We start from the raw sequence: 15,103 nt of genomic DNA on the forward strand, positions 1-15,103 counted from the left end.
AGCCTGGGATGAACAACGTGTACACGCATGGGCATCATGAGTCGGTGTTGCGGTCGCACAGCTGGCGGACCGCGGAGAACTCGGCTGGTTACCTGCTTCCGCATCTGCGGCCGGGGATGGCGTTGCTCGACGTCGGCGCAGGTCCCGGCACCATCACCGCCGACCTCGCCCGACTGGTCGAGCCGGGACCGGCCACGGCCCTCGAAGCGACGGACGAGGCGCTCGGCATCACTCGCGCGACCTTCGCGAAGCTCGATCTCGAGGTGGAGTTCGTGGTCGGCGACGTCCATGCGCTGGACCTTCCGGACGACACGTACGACGTGGTCCATGCGCACCAGGTGCTGCAGCATGTGGCGGATCCGGTGCAGGCGCTCCGGGAGATGCGGCGGGTCTGCAAGCCGGGTGGGATCGTCGCGGTCCGGGACTCGGACTACCACGGCTTCACGTGGTATCCGGAGCTGCCCGAGCTCGACGAGTGGATGGACCTCTACCAGCGGATGGCGCGCGCGAACGGTGGCGAACCGGATGCCGGCCGGCGACTGCTGAGCTGGGCCTTGGAGGCCGGCTTCGAGAAGGTGGACGCGACGGCGAGCACCTGGACCTTCGCCGACGAAGCGGGACGCGCGTTCTGGGGAGGAATGTGGGCCGACCGCATCCTGCAGTCGGCGATGTCCGACCAGGCTCGCCGAGCCGGCGTACCGGAGAAGACGCTCAACGCGATCTCCGCGGCCTGGAAGACCTGGGCAGCCCGCCCCGACGGCTGGATCTCCATTCTCCACGGCGAACTCCTCTGCACCGCCTAGCCGGACTTGTGGCACTCACCAAGTCGGCCTGATCCGGGCGCGTCACGCTCAGGCTCGGGGGAGCGGAGGCCCGGCGATCGGGTTGGTGAGTGGGACAGGTCCGCATCTAGGGACCAGGCGAGGCCAGGACCACGAGGTAGCCGTCCGGGTCGCGGAGCCACAGCTCGTCGTGGTCTGCGTTCGGGTTGTGGTGGACGTCGGTGTGCACTGTGGCGCCGAGCACTCGAGCGCGCGCGGCGGCCGCGGTCAGGTCGTCGGTCTCGAACCACACCGCGACCCCGTTCCCCAACGGATGCGAGGCATCCCCGAAGGGCCCGTGATGGTGATCGACGTCCAGATTGTGCAGTTGCATCACCAACACGCCGTCCACTTCGAGCCGTTCGTACTCCGGACCACCATGAGCGCTCACGGCTCCCAGGACCTCGCAGTACCACGCACTGCTCTTCTCGACGTCGCTCACCGCGATCAAGGTCTGTGGTCTCATACCGGCGACGCTAGGCGCCAGGCGGCTAGGTGGTCTTGAACGAATGGGAACGCTGCCGCGACACCTCGTAGAGGACGGCTGTGGCGGCGTTGGCGGCGTTGAGTGAACTGGCTGATCCGGTGATGGGGATCCGCACCAGCTGGTCCGCGGCCTCCCGCCAGCCGGCGCTCAGGCCGTTGGTCTCGTTCCCGATCAGGAGCAGGGTCGGCTGGGTGAAGTCGAAGTCGAACACGTCCACGGACCCGTGCTCGTCGGTGCCCACGACAACGATCGGTACGTCGGCCGAGCGTCGTACCCACTCGATCACCTCACGCTGCGACGGCGCGCGTACGGCGGGGATGCCGAACAAGGATCCGGTGGTCGCGCGGACCGCCTTCGGGTCGTAGACGTCGGCGGCATGCCCGGTGACGATCACGCCGTGCGCTCCGAAGGCATCGGCGGACCGGATGATCGACCCGATGTTCCCGGGACCGGTCGGCCGGTCGAAGACCACGCCGAGGAAATCCGGTCCCACTGGAATGCGATCCAGGTCGTCCGGTGGCAGTTCGAGGACTGCGATCAGTTCGGGCGCCGCCTCGTCCTTCTCGCCGAGTTCGGCCAGCAACGCGGGTTCCATCGCGACCCGCTCGACACCGGGCAACCGCTGCAGCAACTCCTGCGCCCACCGCGACAATGGTCGCGAGGCATCCTGGATCACCGCGCGCACCGGCCAGCCGTTGTCCACGGCAAGCGAAATCGGTCGCACTCCCTGCACCAGGAACTCACCGGCCCGTTGCCGCTTGGTCCGGTTGGTCAGGGACGCCTGCCACACCTGGAACCGGGCGTTCCGCGACGAGATCCGTTGCACGCCACCACCCTACGTGGACGGCGCTCCGGTCGACTCGCGGACGATCAGCTCGGGCCGGAACAGCAGCGACTGACCTTGGGTCGGTCCGGAATCGTCCAGCCGGGCCCGGAGCTGGCTGAACGCGGCCGCCGCCATCTCGCGCATCGGCTGCCGGACCGTGGTGAGCGTCGGCGCATACAGGTCGGCGAGCACGATGTCGTCGAAGCCGACGACCGAGACGTCCTTGCCTGGCTCGAGTCCGCCGTCGCGCAGTCCGCGGCAGACGCCGAGCGCACACATGTCGTTGATGGCGACGATCGCCGTCGGCGGCTCGTCGAGCGCAACCAGCTCCGCGGCGGCCGCGCGACCCAGCTCCGAGGCCTCGACATCGCCGAAGTCGTCGGCGCCGCTCCCGGTCGGCGCCCGCAGGGCAGCCTCCGGATCGAGCCCGGCCTGCTCCAGCCCGGCGACGAAGCCGCGGTACCGCTCCTTGCGGTTCACGCTCGCCAGCGCACCCGAGACGAACGCCAGTCGGGTATGTCCGAGCTCCGTGAGGTGCTGGGTGGCGAGTTGGCTGCCGATCGCGTTGTCGACGCTGATGCTCACCAGCGACGCCGGATCGCCGGCCTGCGACGTACGGTCGAACGCCACCAGTTGGAGACCGCGTTCGACGAGCGGCATCACGTGCTCGAGCGAAGGCAGCGAGGAGCAGAGCACGACACCGTGTACGCCGTCCGCCCACAGTTCGTCGATGTAGTCGCGCTCACGGCGGGGATCGCGCTCGGAGTTGCACAGCAGCACGTGGTAGCCCTCGGCCAGGGCGGCCGACTCCAGATACCGGGCTAGTGCACCCCAGAACGGGTTGCCGACCGACGGGACGACGAGCCCGATCGTGGTGTTGCGGCCGGTGCGTAGCTGCCGGGCGGCCCGGTTCGGCCGGTAGCCGAGTTTGTCGATCGCTGTCTCGATCCGCTGCCGCGTCTCCGGCAGCATCCGGTGGTTCCGCCCGTTCAGCAGGTTCGACACCGTGCTCGGCGAGACACCTGCCTCGGTCGCGACCTGCTGGATCGTCACCTCACTCATGCCCACCCGCGCATTCTTCCTCACCGTTCGCCCCGAACCTGCCGTCTCGCAGTGCAACGATGCATCAGGACGCGCCGAAAGTCCAGCCGAGATGATTCGGCGTCGACCTCTTGACGATCACGAAGAACGCTTCCTAGCATGCGGTGCATCGTTGCACCAGTCCGCATCAGCAGCGCCGCTCCGACTGGTAGATCGTTGCACCACTCCCCTTCCGCAGCACCACGAAAGGCGCGCCATGGAGTACACCCGCAGATCAGTCCTGACGGCCCTCGGCCTCGGCGCGTTCGCCGCCGCCGCCGGGTGTTCCGCCTCGCCGTCCGGTGACGGTCAGGCGGCCGCCGACGGTCCCGCCGAGGGCGAGATCACGTTGCTCACCCCGATCTTCGAGGGCAGCACCGGCAAGCAGTTGCTGGAGGGCAAACTGCTGCCCGCGTTCAAGCAGAAGTACCCGAACGTCACCGTCAAGGTCGACTACACGACGTACGCCGCGCTGAACGAGAAGCTGACCACCGGCCTGGCCGGCGGCCTGATGCCGGACGTGGTGATGCTCGGCGTCGGCTGGATCCCGCCGTTCGCGCACAAGAAGGTGCTCGCGCCGCTGCCCGACTCGCTGGCGACCCGCTTCGACTACGAGGACCGGGTGCTCGAGCCCTCCCGGTACGACGGCAAGCTCTACGCACTGCCACTCGTGCTGGACACCCGGATCGTCACCTACCGCAAGGACATGTTCGCCGAGGCCGGCATCAAGCAGCCGCCGAAGGACTGGGCCGAACTGCGGGCGATGGCCAAGGAACTGGCCCGCACCGACGGCTCCGGCAAGCTGACCAGGGTCGGGTTCGATCCGTTCTCGATCGACCTGCGGCAGTGCTGGGAAACCTTCCTGTTCGCCAACGACGGCAACCTGTTCGACGAGTCCGGCCAGCAGGTGCGGTTCAACGACGAGCGCGGCGTCGAGGCGTTGCAGCTGTTCCTCGACGTGATCAAGGACAAGTCGGGCGACTACTCGTTCAAGTCCGCTGCCGGTCAGCCGAGCACGCTGGCGCAGGGCCGGTCCGCGATGATGATGGCGAACAACTCGCTGTGGGTGCAGCTGAAGGAGCAGAATCCCGAGTTGCTCGCGGAGGACAAGGTCGGCGCGTTCATCCTGGCCAACAAGGTGCCGGCGATGTTGCAGGGCGGGACCCTGGTGGCCCGCTCGGCCTCGACCAAGCACGCGGCGGCCGCCCAGGCGCTGGTCGAGTTCATGGGTACGCCGGAGACGATCCTGCCGACCGCGACGCAGCGCGGTTCGGTGCCCGGCGTGCAGGACCTGCGGACCTCCGACTACGTGAAGAACAACGGGTTCGTGAAGCTTGCCCTGGACAACATGAACAAGGCCCGCTCCGAGGGTGGAACGCCGGCCTGGATGGAGATCCGGGAGAAGATCAAGACCACGCTGGAGACCGCCGTGGTGGGTCAGCGGACCGCCCAGCAGGCGATCGACGAGCTGGCGAACCTGAGCAAGCAAGCGATCTCGCGCCTGTGACCGAGACCTTCAGCGGAAAGGCTCCGCCATGGCTGTGATCTCCCCACCGGTCCGGGTGCGCGACGCCGCACCCGGCCCGGCCACCACCCCGCCACCCGGCCGCTTGCTGCGCAGTCGACGACGTGCCGGCCTGCTGATGGTCGCGCCCGCGTTGCTGCACGCACTGATCTGGATCGGCATCCCGCTGGTCGCGGCGGTCGTCCTGAGCTTCACGTCGTACGACGTGCTGACGCCGCCGCGGTTCGCGGGACTGGACAACTTCCGCGACCTGCTCGGCGACGACGTGTTCCGGCGGGCGGTGCTGAACACCAGTGTCTATACGTTCTTCACCGTCCCGGTGGCGATGGCGATCGCGCTGCTGATCGCGCTGATGCTGAACGCCAAGCTGGCCGGGCGGGCGATCTTCCGGACCGCGATCTTCATCCCGCAGGTGACCGCGACGATCGCGGTCGCGCTGGTCTGGCTGTGGATCTACGATCCGCGCAGCGGCCTGGCGAACGCGATCCTGTCGTTCCTCGGCCTGGACGGCCCCAACTGGTTGTCCTCGACCAGTTGGGCGATGCCGGCGGTGATCGTGGTCGGCATCTGGCAGGGCATCGGGCTGAAGATGCTGATCTACCTGGCCGCGCTGCAGAGCCTGCCGACCGAGCTGTACGAGGCGGCGGCGGTGGACGGTGCCTCGAAGGTACGGCAGTTCTTCAGCCTGACCCTGCCGTTGCTGAAGCCGGCGACCTTCTTCGTCTTCGTCACCTCGGTGATCGGCGCGTTCCAGTCGTTCGACCAGGTGTACATCCTGACCGACGGCGGACCGGCCAACAGCACCACGATGATGACGTACGAGATCTACAAGTCCGCGTTCCGGGAGTTCCGGATGGGTTACGCCTGCGCGCAGAGCCTGGTGCTGTTCGCGCTGCTGCTCGTCCTGACCCTGGTCAACCGGCGGATCACCGGAGGCGACCGTGCCAGCCGTTGACGCGGTACGCCGGGTCCGGGCCGGCCGGATCGCGCTCTACCTGACGTTGTCCGCGATCTCCCTGGTGATGATCGTGCCGTTCGTCTGGATGCTGCTCACGTCGGTGAAGACGCCGGCCGACATCGGCGCGGTACCACCCCGGCTGTTCCCGACGAAGTGGGCCTTCGGCAACTACGCCGACGCGCTGCGGGCCGCGCCGTTCGCGACGTACGCCCGCAACAGCTTCGTGATCGCGGCCAGTCACACCGTGCTGAACGTGGTGATCGCGTCGATGGCCGGGTACGCGCTGGCGCGGCTGCGGTTCCGCGGCAGCGGACTGATCTTCCTCGGGTTCGTCGGTGCGCTGATGATCCCGACGTACACCAAGATCCTGCCGGAGTTCCTGATCGTGCGGTTCATGCCGTTGTTCGGCGGCAACGACATCACCGGCCAGGGTGGCACCGGCTGGCTGGACACCTGGTGGGCGCTCATCATCCCGGGCGCGGTCAGTCCGTTCTCGGTGTTCCTGTTCCGGCAGTTCTACCTGGACCTGCCGGTCGAGCTCGAGGAGGCCGCGCGGCTGGACGGCCTCGGTGAGCTGGGCATCTACGCCCGGATCATGACACCGCTGGTGAAACCCGCGTTCATCACCGTCGCGCTGCTCACCTTCGAGGGCTCGTGGAACAACTTCCTCTGGCCACTGCTGGTGACCAAGAGCGACAGCCTGCGGGTGATCCAGGTCGGCCTGTCGGTGTTCCGGACCGAGAACGACACCCAGTGGGCGTTCCTGATGGCCGGTACGACGCTGGCCACCGTGCCGATGGTGGTGCTGTTCCTGATCGGGCAGCGCTACTTCGTCCAAGGTTTCGCGACCGCGGGCATCAAGTGACACACAGCGAAGGAGACCAACGTATGACCGAGGAACTGCAAGGCACGCGAGCGCTGGTGACCGGCGCCGGGCACGGCATCGGCCGGGGGATCGCGCTCGGTCTGGCGGCAGCCGGGGCGGACGTCGTGGTCCACTACGGCAGGTCCGCCGGCGCAGCCGCGCAGACCGTCGCCGACATCGAGGCACTCGGCCGGAAGGCGATCGCGGTCGGTGCCGACGTCACCAGTACGGCTGACGTCGACCGGTTGCTGGACGAGACGGCCGGGTTCCTCGGTGGGCTGGACGTCCTGGTCTGCAACGCCGGCCATCTGATCGGCCGGGTCAAGGTCGAGGAGATGTCGGACGAGCACTTCCAGCAGGTCGTCGATGTGAACCTCGGCGCCACCTTCCGCACCACCCGCGCCGCGATCCCGCACCTCGCCCAGTCGGCCAACCCGCGGATCATCACGATGGCTTCGCTCGCCGCGCACAACGGCGGCGGTCCTGGCTCGGTGATCTACGCGGCCGCCAAGGCGGGGATCCGCGGGTTCACCAAGGGGCTGGCCAAGGAGCTCGGTCCGCAGGGCATCACCGTCAACGCGGTCGCGCCCGGCTACATCGCGGAGACCGCGTTCCACCAGACGTTCTCCACCGCCGAAGCCCAGGCGAACATGGTGGCCGGTACGCCGATCGGCCGCGCCGGTCAGGTCGAGGACGTCGCCAATGCGGTCCGCTTCCTCGCGCTGCCGTCGTCGGGCTACTTGACCGGGATCACCATCGACATCGACGGTGGCACATGGCCTCGATGACCGGACACCCGCCGGCCGAACGCGGCGGCTGGTGGCACCAGTACGTCTGTCCCGCGCACGGCGTCGAACTCGAGCACGAAGGGTTCGAAACCGGTGAGTTTCCGGCCGGCGGCGTGCCGTGCGCGTACGGCTGCCGCGTCGACACGGAGACAGTGCGTGGTGCCTGGCGTGTCCTCGCGCACCACTGGTGGGCCCGGCGGATCCGTCTGCTCTCGTACGACGGCGCCGGCGCCGAGTTGCTCACGTCGTACGCGCGGCTCTACCTGAAGCTGACCGAGTCCGGTGAGCATGAGCAGGCACAGGGGTGGATGCAGCGCGGACGGCTGTTCCACCAGGCGCTGACCGACGCGGTCTGGGGCGTGCCGATCGCGCATGCGATCCGCAACCTGGCCGGTCGGGCGGAGCTGGCGGAGACGCTGCCGATGCTCGACGACATGATCGACGGCGCGCGGCGGGCCCGCGACGCGATGGTTGCCCAGGACAAGTTCTCCTCGAACTACACCGCGTGGTTCAACGCGCTCGGCGTGACCGCGGGGCAGGCCGCCGCGGCGGTGCGAGGAGAGTCGTGGGACGGCGAGAAGGAGTGGCTGACCGGTGAGTACGGCCAGTTCGCGCATCTGGAGGTCGCGACCGGCGAGGACGGCTTCGAGTGGGAAGCCAGCACGTACTACCACGGCTTCGTCCTCCGGGCTTACCTGCTGAGCCTCCGTGGCGCTGACCCTGCGCAGATCCCCGATCGGCTCGACGCGATGATCGGCGCGCTCGCCGGGATCGCGACTGACGGCGGCATCCTGCCGGCCCTGCACGACGGCCCGTACCGCCGGGTGCCGCTGGCTCTGGAGTGGCTGGAGATCGTTGCCTTGGCACGCCAGTTCACCACGAACCACGGTCTCGACGCGGTGGCCACCCAGGCTCGTGCGGAGGTGGGCCCGTCGTACGACGGCCTCGAGGACAGATTCGACGGATGGTTCGCCGGACCGCCTCGCTCGGGCATGGTGCGATCGTGGCCGACGATTGAGGTGTCCAACTCGTACGCCGTGGTCCGCACCGGCGGCATCCACGCGATCCTCGACCATGGTCCGCACGGCGGCTCGCACGGGCACCACGACAAGCTCGCGCTCTACCTGTACGGCGCGACGACGCGTTGGCAGCCAGATCCCGGCCAGGTGCCGTACGGACACGCGGAATGGCGGCGCCACTACAAGTCCGCGGCCGCCCACCCGACGATCCGGATCGACCGCCTCGACCCGGACGAGGCGACCGGTGCGATCACGTACGACGAGACATCGGTGACCGCGGAGATCGCCGGTTGGTACGACGGCGTCCGGGCAACGCGGCACCTGATCGCCGGCGATGGCTACCTCGTCGACGTGGTCCGGGTGACAGTGGACCGGGAGCGGGAGATCGTGCTGCAGTTCCGGCCGGACGTCGAGCTGAGCGTGGAGGTCACGCCGAGCGAGGTGCGCACGATCTGGACAGGCGACGAGACGTTGTACGGCTACCACGTCGGCCAGGCCGTGCCGCTGGTTCGCCCCGGGCCAGGCCCGGCCGACGACCCACAGCGGACTCGGACCGGCCTGGATTGGACCGCCGTCGGAACAACGGCGACCTTCTGTTCCGTCTACTCGACCACGGTGGCTGCCGTCGAGGTGACCGACGACGCGGTCGCGGTCAACGGGCACCTGCACCGGATCGGAGATCGCTGATGCTGATCGAACACCGCCTCGACGAACTGCGTGACGGTCTCGACGGCCGGCATGCCGCTCGCTGGCGCCGGCTGCGCGAGCAGTGCGACTGGTACCGCACCCAGACCCCGCCGACCGAGCATCCGTCAGCGAGCATCACGTACCTCGGACCGGCGGCAGCCAACCTGGCCCTGGCCTACCGGATGACCGGCAACCCCGGTTACCGCGACGAGGCCGCGCGCTGGATCTCCGCGGCGATCGGGCTCCCGCACTGGGGCAAGGCGCACATGCCCGACCACGACCTGGACGCCGGCTGGCTGCTGCACGGGTTGTCGCTCGCGTCGACCTGGCTCGGCGACGACTTCGCGCTCGCCGACGAGTTGCGGGCGAAGCTGGAACTGCAGGGTTCGCGGCTGTACGAGTTCGCCGTCGAGTCCGAGGGCTCCTGGTGGAGTTCGTCGTACTGGCAGAATCACAACTGGATCTGCTACACGGGCCTGGCCGCCGCCGGCTACGCGCTCGGCAAGACCGAGTGGACCGAGCGCGCGAAAACGAACTTCGCCACGGTGATCGATCTGCTGCCTGCCGACGGGTCCGACATGGAAGGTGTCGTCTACTGGCGGTACGGCGTTCCGTGGCTGGCGACGTACCTGGATCTGCTGCAGGACCAGGAAAGTCTGGACTGGTGGGATCGCTGCCGGTTCCTGGCGAACACGTTCTCCTATCGCCTGCAGCAGTGCGCGCCGGGGTTCGAGGAGAACATCGATCACGGCGACTGCCACGACCGGCGCAGCGGGCACAGCGTCTCGCTGTACTACAAGCTCGCCTCCGCCTACCGGATCGGCGAGGCGCAGTGGCTGGCCGACCTGGTCGCCGATCGCTTCTTCTGGCGTGAGGCGTACGCGAGTGGGGTGAAGCCCGGCGTGATGCCGGAGGCCTACCTGGAGTTGCTCTGGTACGACGAATCGGTGCGACCGGTGTCGCCGGTGGAGAGCGCGCCGTTGTCGGCGTACTTCCCGGACCTCGGTCTGGTCACCGCGCGGACCGGATGGGACGACGACGCGACGATGGTGTCGTTCAAGGCCGCTCCCGGCGGCGGGCACCAGGCGTGGGAGACCTCGCACCGGCTGGACACCGAACGCGGATGGGACACCTTGAGCGCCGGGCATCACCACCCGGATGCCGGGTCGTTCGTACTGACCTCGCGCGGTGCGTTCCTGGCTGTGGACGAGGGATACAGCAACCGGAAGCGGGCCGGTGACCACAACCTGATCCTGGTCGATGGACAAGGTTTCGTGGACGAGGACCGGTATCACGTCTACCAGGGGGCGCCGTACGAGCGCCAGGCCCGGATGGTCGACGTACTCGCGGCCGATGGCGTGGCTCACGCAACGGCCCAGATCGCGGCGATGTATCCGGCCGAGTTGGAGATCACCCGGCTCGACCGCACCCTGGTGTTCACCCCCGCCGGCCGTCTCGTCCTGCTGGATCGATGCGCGGCCCGGTCACCCCGTGACTGGACGTTCTTGCTGCACGCGGACTGGCCGATCGAGTACGGCGAGGACATCGTGCTGCGATCGGGATCCGCACAAGCCTGGGTTCGACTGCACACCCCGCTGACCGTCGAGCCGGCCGTCACCGAGGTCGAGGCGAACCCGACATCGAGTACGCCGAGTCTGCGGCTGACCCGGACGATGCACACCCTGCGCGCCACCGCGGAGCGTCGTACCACCGCGACGATGCTGACCACCGTCGAGCCGACCTCGGCGTTGCGGCCGGAGTCGGCCTCCGCGCGCCGCCTCGATCTCGCCCGCGGATTCGGGATCGCCTTCGACGAGGAAACCGTTCTGTTGGCCGACGACGACGGGGTGATCGAGAGCGAAGGGTTCTCGGAGAAGGCCAAGGCCGTGATCCAGTCCGCCCACGGGAGGATCACGCTATGACCAGGCGGGCGCTGGACTGGCTGGGGTGGCTGGCGAGTCCGGTGCTGGCCGGCGCGGCGTTCTCGCTCCTCTGCCTGGGGGTCGTGACCTGGTTGCCGGCCCTCGCGGCGGTCGGGTTCGCCCTCAACCGATGGCGGACGGACGGAGACACCCGCTGCTTCACGGGCGTGTTCACCGGGTGGCGCCGGTACTGGCGTCCGCTGCTGCCGCACTCGGTCCTGATGACCGTCGCGGCAGTGATTGCCGTCAGCAACTTGTCGTTCCTGTCCGGTCGCTCGGGACCGGTCGTCGTTGCCTTGTTCATGATCCACGTCGGCCTGGTCGCGGCCGCGATCACCTACCATCTGGCACTCGCGGTCGCTGCTGGTCGTGACCCGTCCGGCTCGCCCGCCGATTGGCGTCGTACCGCCTTCCGGCTCGCCTTCACTTCCGTCCCGCGTGGCACGGCCTTGCTCGGCGCTGCCATTGCCGCACCGGTCTTCTCACTCGCCGTCCCGGCGGGCCCACTGCTTCTCGGCACCACGATTCCGGTTCTGATCGGCTTGCTCGTCGCCGACCACGCATAGTCCCCAACCGCCCCTTAGGAGGACCATCATGTCCAGAGCTGTCCCGATCCTGCTGCTCGGCGCCGACTTCGACCCCACCGCCGCCTGCTGATGGCTCGCCCCTCCCGCCGATCAGTCCTCGGTGGGGCGCTCGGTGGCGCGGTTCTCGGTGGTACGACGCTCGGCGGTCTCGCGATCGGTCGAGCCGAGGCCGCTCCGCGCCACCGTTGGGCCACCACCTGGGCCACGACCCACACCGCCCCCACCCCGACCGACCGAGACGCCACCCAAGGCTTCACCGACGCCACCATCCGCACCACGCTGCACCTGTCCGCCGGAGGCCAAGTCCGCCTGCGCTTCTCGAATGCCTTCGGAACCGCGCCGACGCTGGTCGGCCCGGTGACGGCGAACTCGAAGGCAGTGCTGTTCGGTGGCGAGCAGCAAGTTGTGCTGGCCGCCGGAGCCACGGTCATCAGCGACCCGGTAGGGCTGGTCGTGCCCGACGGTGGCGATCTCGTCGTGAGCCTGCATCTGCCGGGCCCGACCGGCCCGGTGAGCTTCCACCGGAACGTGCACGCCACCGGAGTCATCGCGGATTCCGGCGGTGAACGGGCGACGAAGTCCGCGTTCCTGCTCAGCGGTGTCGACGTCCTGACCGAGGGCAGGCGAACACTCGCCGTCCTCGGGGACTCGATCACCGAAGGTGTGGGGACGCCGGACGACGCGAACCTGCGATGGCCCGATCAGTACGCGGCGCGGTTCCGGCGGCGCCCGGCGGTGGCCAACCTCGGCATCAGTGGCAACCGCCTGCTGCTCGACGACGTACGCTTCGGCCCGAGCGGCCAGTCGCGGTTCGACCGGGATGTACTCGCACTGCCGGGACTTCAAGCGGTGCTGGTGTTTCTCGGCATCAACGACATCCAGCAACCACCGAGTCAGACCGATCCGGCCCGGCTGCTCGAAGGCTACGAACAGCTCGCCCGGCGGGCCCGCGACCACAACCTCGAGGTGCTCGGGGCAACGATCGGCCCATTCAAGGGGTGGATCCGCTACACCGACGAGGTCGACCATGTCCGCAACCAGGTGAACGACGCGCTGCGGTCCCGCCGCATCTTCGACCGGCTCGTCGACGTCGACGCCGTACTGCGGGATCCGTCCGACCCGGCACGGCTACGGCCGGCCTTCAACAGCGGCGACGGCCTGCATCCGAACGCCGCCGGGGCGAAGGCGATCGCCCTGACCCTCTGAGAGGACTCCCATGCCCGATCTCACCCTGCGCCGACGCACCGTGCTCGGCGGAATGCTCGGCTCGGCCGCAGTCCTGGCCGCACCGTCCACCACGATGGCCTGGGCGGACGAGTCGACCGACGAGCTCCGCCTCCGCTGGCAGACTCTGCTCACCGGCGGTCCGTCGGTCGACCCGTCCGATCCCGACCTCGCCGTCGCGATCGCACGCATTGACCGGCTGGCCCAGTCCGCCCTGACGACGCTCGACCGCTCGGCGAACCGGACCACGCTCTGGCCGGACCTCGCGAGCACCACACTGTCCAACCACGTCGCCTCGAACTTCCGCCGGATCAAGCAGCTCGCGGTGGCCTGGGCCACCAACGGCTCGGCGTACGAGGGCAACGCGAGCGTGGCCACCGACATTCTCGGCGCCTTCGAGTGGATGCACAACAACCGGTACAGCCCGACGCTCCCGCGCTACGACAACGACTACGACTGGGAGATCGGCGGTGCATCGGCGTTTGCGGACACCCTCGTCCTGCTGTACGACGTGATCCCCGCCGAGGTGCGGACGACGTACACGACGGCGATCAACCATTACACGCCGGATCCGAACCTCTGGCGGGCCGACCGGCAGATCGCAACCGGCGCCAACCGGGTCTGGATCGCGACGGTCGTCGCCATCCGGGCGGTCCTCGACGGCGACACGGCCGCGTTGGTGCGGGTCCGCGATGCGATCAGCGATGTCGAGGGCGACGGCGCGAACAGCGTGCTGGCGTTCAACGACGCACCGGGCCGGACGGACAACGGCACCGGTGAGGGTTTCTACAGCGACGGCTCGTTCCTCCAGCACTACAAGCACCCGTACAACGGCGGCTACGGCAAGGAACTGCTCGGCACGCTGTCGTCGCTGCTCTACCTGCTCGGCGGCACGCAGTGGACCGTGACCGACCCTGACCTCGACAACATCTACCGCTGGATCGACGACGCCTTCGACCCGTTGGTGGTGCGCGGTGACCTGATGGGTTCGGTCTGCGGTCGCGAGATCGCCCGGCCCAGCAAGCAGAACCATGCGCCGACCCAGACGATCATCGAAGGCACGCTCCGGCTCATCCCGGCGGCACCGGCCGATCGCGCGACCAAGCTGACCGCGCTGGTCAAGCAGTGGATCACCGAGGACACCTTCCGCGACTTCCTGACCGTGACCGACCCGGCGTCGCTGGTGGCGGCCCGTGCCGTTCTCGCGTCGGCCACGCCTGCGCGCGGGCCTCTCGTCGTACACCGGCAGTACCAGCGGATGGACAAGGTCGCGCATCATCGGCCCGCGTTCACCGTCGGGCTCAGCGCCTACTCCTCCCGGATCTACAACTACGAGTCGATCCAGAACGAGAACCTGCACGGCTGGCACCTGTCCGACGGCATGGTGCTGGTCTTCGACGACGACCTCGGCCACTACTCGGGCGACTACTGGCCGACGGTCGATCCGTACCGGTTGCCGGGGACAACGGTCGACACCCGCCGACTCGCGGACTCCTACGGCTTCCGCAGTACCAGTGACGCCGACTGGGTCGGAGGTACGGCGGTCCCCGGCCGGACGATCGGTGCCTACGGCATGGATCTGCGCGGCTACGGGACGAACCTCAGGGCCTTGAAGAGCTGGTTCCTGATCGACGACGTGATGGTCTGTCTCGGCTCGGACATCACCGGCGAAGGGGCGGTCGAGACGATCGTCGAGAACCGCAAGCTGCGGCAGGGCGACGAGACGTTCACCGAGGCATCCGGCTGGTGTCATCTGGCCGGCACCGGCGGCTATGTCTTCCCCGACCGGACACCCGTTCGCGTACTGAGGGAGAACCGGCCGGCGACCTGGCGCGAGATCAACATCAAGTACGGCACCGACGACCCGGTCACTCGCCCGTACCAGACCGTCTGGATCGACCACGGCACCGCGCCCGTCGCCCAGGGCTACTACTACGTGCAGTTGCCCACGGCCACCCTGGAAGCGACGAAGACCTTCGCCTGCAAGCTACCGGTACGCCGGTTGCGCGCCGACGCCACCGCGCACGCAGTACGGCTGCAAGGCGTCCTCGCCGCGAACTTCTGGACCGGGGGAACCGTGGCCGAGCTGACCGCGGACGGCGCGGCCTCGGTGGTCATGGCGGCCGGGAAGGTCGCGATCTCGGATCCGACCCAGACGCGTTCCTCGATCACCGTCGACCTCACCAAGCCCGGCCTGCGCCTGGTGTCAGCCGACGAAGGCGTTCAGGTGACCCGCCAGGGAACCGGCTGGCGCCTGGTCGTCGACACCACGAACCGCCACGGCGCGACCGCGACCGCCACCTTCCACTGAGGA

13 protein-coding genes are annotated in these 15,103 nt (G+C 68.6%); 10 read left to right on the plus strand and 3 right to left on the minus strand.

Annotation, left to right across the window (positions count from 1 at the left end):
• The first annotated feature begins 8 nt into the window (after window positions 1-8).
• Window positions 9-803 carry a methyltransferase domain-containing protein gene (locus AB0I34_RS40070; protein ID WP_360456498.1) on the plus strand — a complete coding sequence of 265 codons (795 nt, stop codon included), beginning with the start codon at window positions 9-11 and terminating at the stop codon, window positions 801-803.
• Between the two features lie 106 nt (window positions 804-909).
• On the opposite strand, the gene AB0I34_RS40075 is transcribed toward AB0I34_RS40070, so the two are convergent.
• From AB0I34_RS40075 to AB0I34_RS40085, 3 genes are read right to left on the minus strand one after another with little or no spacing between them, the layout of a single operon-like run.
• On the minus strand, window positions 910-1,287 hold the full coding sequence (locus tag AB0I34_RS40075) for a VOC family protein (protein WP_360456500.1): 378 nt from the start codon (window positions 1,285-1,287) through the stop codon (window positions 910-912).
• Window positions 1,288-1,312: 25 nt separating this feature from the next.
• Window positions 1,313-2,134, minus strand: coding sequence for a TrmH family RNA methyltransferase (locus tag AB0I34_RS40080; RefSeq protein ID WP_360456503.1), 822 nt, complete (start codon window positions 2,132-2,134; stop codon window positions 1,313-1,315).
• Between the two features lie 9 nt (window positions 2,135-2,143).
• Window positions 2,144-3,196 (minus strand): LacI family DNA-binding transcriptional regulator, encoded by a 1,053-nt coding sequence (locus AB0I34_RS40085; RefSeq protein ID WP_360456505.1) that lies wholly within the window; start codon window positions 3,194-3,196, stop codon window positions 2,144-2,146.
• 235 nt (window positions 3,197-3,431) lie between these two features.
• Between AB0I34_RS40085 and AB0I34_RS40090 the strand changes: the two genes are divergently transcribed.
• From AB0I34_RS40090 to AB0I34_RS40130, 9 genes are all read left to right on the plus strand, one after another.
• The gene (locus AB0I34_RS40090; RefSeq protein WP_360456508.1) at window positions 3,432-4,721 is read left to right on the plus strand and encodes an ABC transporter substrate-binding protein; all 1,290 of its coding nucleotides are present in this window, start codon (window positions 3,432-3,434) and stop codon (window positions 4,719-4,721) included.
• Between the two features lie 28 nt (window positions 4,722-4,749).
• Entirely contained in the window at window positions 4,750-5,694 is a 945-nt protein-coding gene (locus AB0I34_RS40095) for a sugar ABC transporter permease (RefSeq protein WP_360456511.1), read from the plus strand.
• Window positions 5,681-6,562 (plus strand): carbohydrate ABC transporter permease, encoded by an 882-nt coding sequence (locus AB0I34_RS40100; protein WP_360456514.1) that lies wholly within the window; start codon window positions 5,681-5,683, stop codon window positions 6,560-6,562. The genes AB0I34_RS40095 and AB0I34_RS40100 overlap by 14 nt, the downstream gene beginning before the upstream one ends.
• 23 nt (window positions 6,563-6,585) lie before the next feature.
• Window positions 6,586-7,350 (plus strand): SDR family oxidoreductase, encoded by a 765-nt coding sequence (locus tag AB0I34_RS40105; protein ID WP_360456517.1) that lies wholly within the window; start codon window positions 6,586-6,588, stop codon window positions 7,348-7,350.
• A complete protein-coding gene (locus tag AB0I34_RS40110; protein ID WP_360456520.1) occupies window positions 7,338-9,056 on the plus strand; it encodes a heparinase II/III family protein in 1,719 nt (572 codons plus the stop codon). Before AB0I34_RS40105 ends, AB0I34_RS40110 begins: the two co-directional genes overlap by 13 nt.
• Complete coding sequence (locus tag AB0I34_RS40115; protein ID WP_360456523.1) at window positions 9,056-10,978, plus strand: hypothetical protein; 1,923 nt, start codon at window positions 9,056-9,058, stop codon at window positions 10,976-10,978. Before AB0I34_RS40110 ends, AB0I34_RS40115 begins: the two co-directional genes overlap by 1 nt.
• Window positions 10,975-11,544 (plus strand): DUF624 domain-containing protein, encoded by a 570-nt coding sequence (locus AB0I34_RS40120; RefSeq protein ID WP_360456526.1) that lies wholly within the window; start codon window positions 10,975-10,977, stop codon window positions 11,542-11,544. Before AB0I34_RS40115 ends, AB0I34_RS40120 begins: the two co-directional genes overlap by 4 nt.
• Before the next feature lie 90 nt (window positions 11,545-11,634).
• Window positions 11,635-12,771: a GDSL-type esterase/lipase family protein gene (locus AB0I34_RS40125; RefSeq protein ID WP_360456529.1), complete on the plus strand. Its 1,137-nt coding sequence runs from the start codon at window positions 11,635-11,637 to the stop codon at window positions 12,769-12,771.
• Between the two features lie 10 nt (window positions 12,772-12,781).
• Window positions 12,782-15,100 carry a polysaccharide lyase 8 family protein gene (locus AB0I34_RS40130; RefSeq protein ID WP_360456532.1) on the plus strand — a complete coding sequence of 773 codons (2,319 nt, stop codon included), beginning with the start codon at window positions 12,782-12,784 and terminating at the stop codon, window positions 15,098-15,100.
• Window positions 15,101-15,103: the final 3 nt, after the last annotated feature.

The sequence above is a fragment of the Kribbella sp. NPDC050281 genome (genome assembly GCF_040655855.1).
Taxonomy (GTDB): Bacteria; Actinomycetota; Actinomycetes; order Propionibacteriales; family Kribbellaceae; genus Kribbella.

What these genes read in the sequence shown, in the direction of transcription:
- AB0I34_RS40070 (WP_360456498.1), top strand. Translation starts at nt 9, where the DNA reads ATGAACAACGTGTACACGCATGGGCATCATGAGTCGGTGTTGCGGTCG.
- AB0I34_RS40075 (WP_360456500.1), bottom strand. Translation starts at nt 1,287, where the DNA reads ATGAGACCACAGACCTTGATCGCGGTGAGCGACGTCGAGAAGAGCAGT.
- AB0I34_RS40085 (WP_360456505.1), bottom strand. Translation starts at nt 3,196, where the DNA reads ATGAGTGAGGTGACGATCCAGCAGGTCGCGACCGAGGCAGGTGTCTCG.
- AB0I34_RS40090 (WP_360456508.1), top strand. Translation starts at nt 3,432, where the DNA reads ATGGAGTACACCCGCAGATCAGTCCTGACGGCCCTCGGCCTCGGCGCG.
- AB0I34_RS40095 (WP_360456511.1), top strand. Translation starts at nt 4,750, where the DNA reads ATGGCTGTGATCTCCCCACCGGTCCGGGTGCGCGACGCCGCACCCGGC.
- AB0I34_RS40105 (WP_360456517.1), top strand. Translation starts at nt 6,586, where the DNA reads ATGACCGAGGAACTGCAAGGCACGCGAGCGCTGGTGACCGGCGCCGGG.
- AB0I34_RS40110 (WP_360456520.1), top strand. Translation starts at nt 7,338, where the DNA reads ATGGCCTCGATGACCGGACACCCGCCGGCCGAACGCGGCGGCTGGTGG.
- AB0I34_RS40115 (WP_360456523.1), top strand. Translation starts at nt 9,056, where the DNA reads ATGCTGATCGAACACCGCCTCGACGAACTGCGTGACGGTCTCGACGGC.
- AB0I34_RS40120 (WP_360456526.1), top strand. Translation starts at nt 10,975, where the DNA reads ATGACCAGGCGGGCGCTGGACTGGCTGGGGTGGCTGGCGAGTCCGGTG.
- AB0I34_RS40125 (WP_360456529.1), top strand. Translation starts at nt 11,635, where the DNA reads ATGGCTCGCCCCTCCCGCCGATCAGTCCTCGGTGGGGCGCTCGGTGGC.
- AB0I34_RS40130 (WP_360456532.1), top strand. Translation starts at nt 12,782, where the DNA reads ATGCCCGATCTCACCCTGCGCCGACGCACCGTGCTCGGCGGAATGCTC.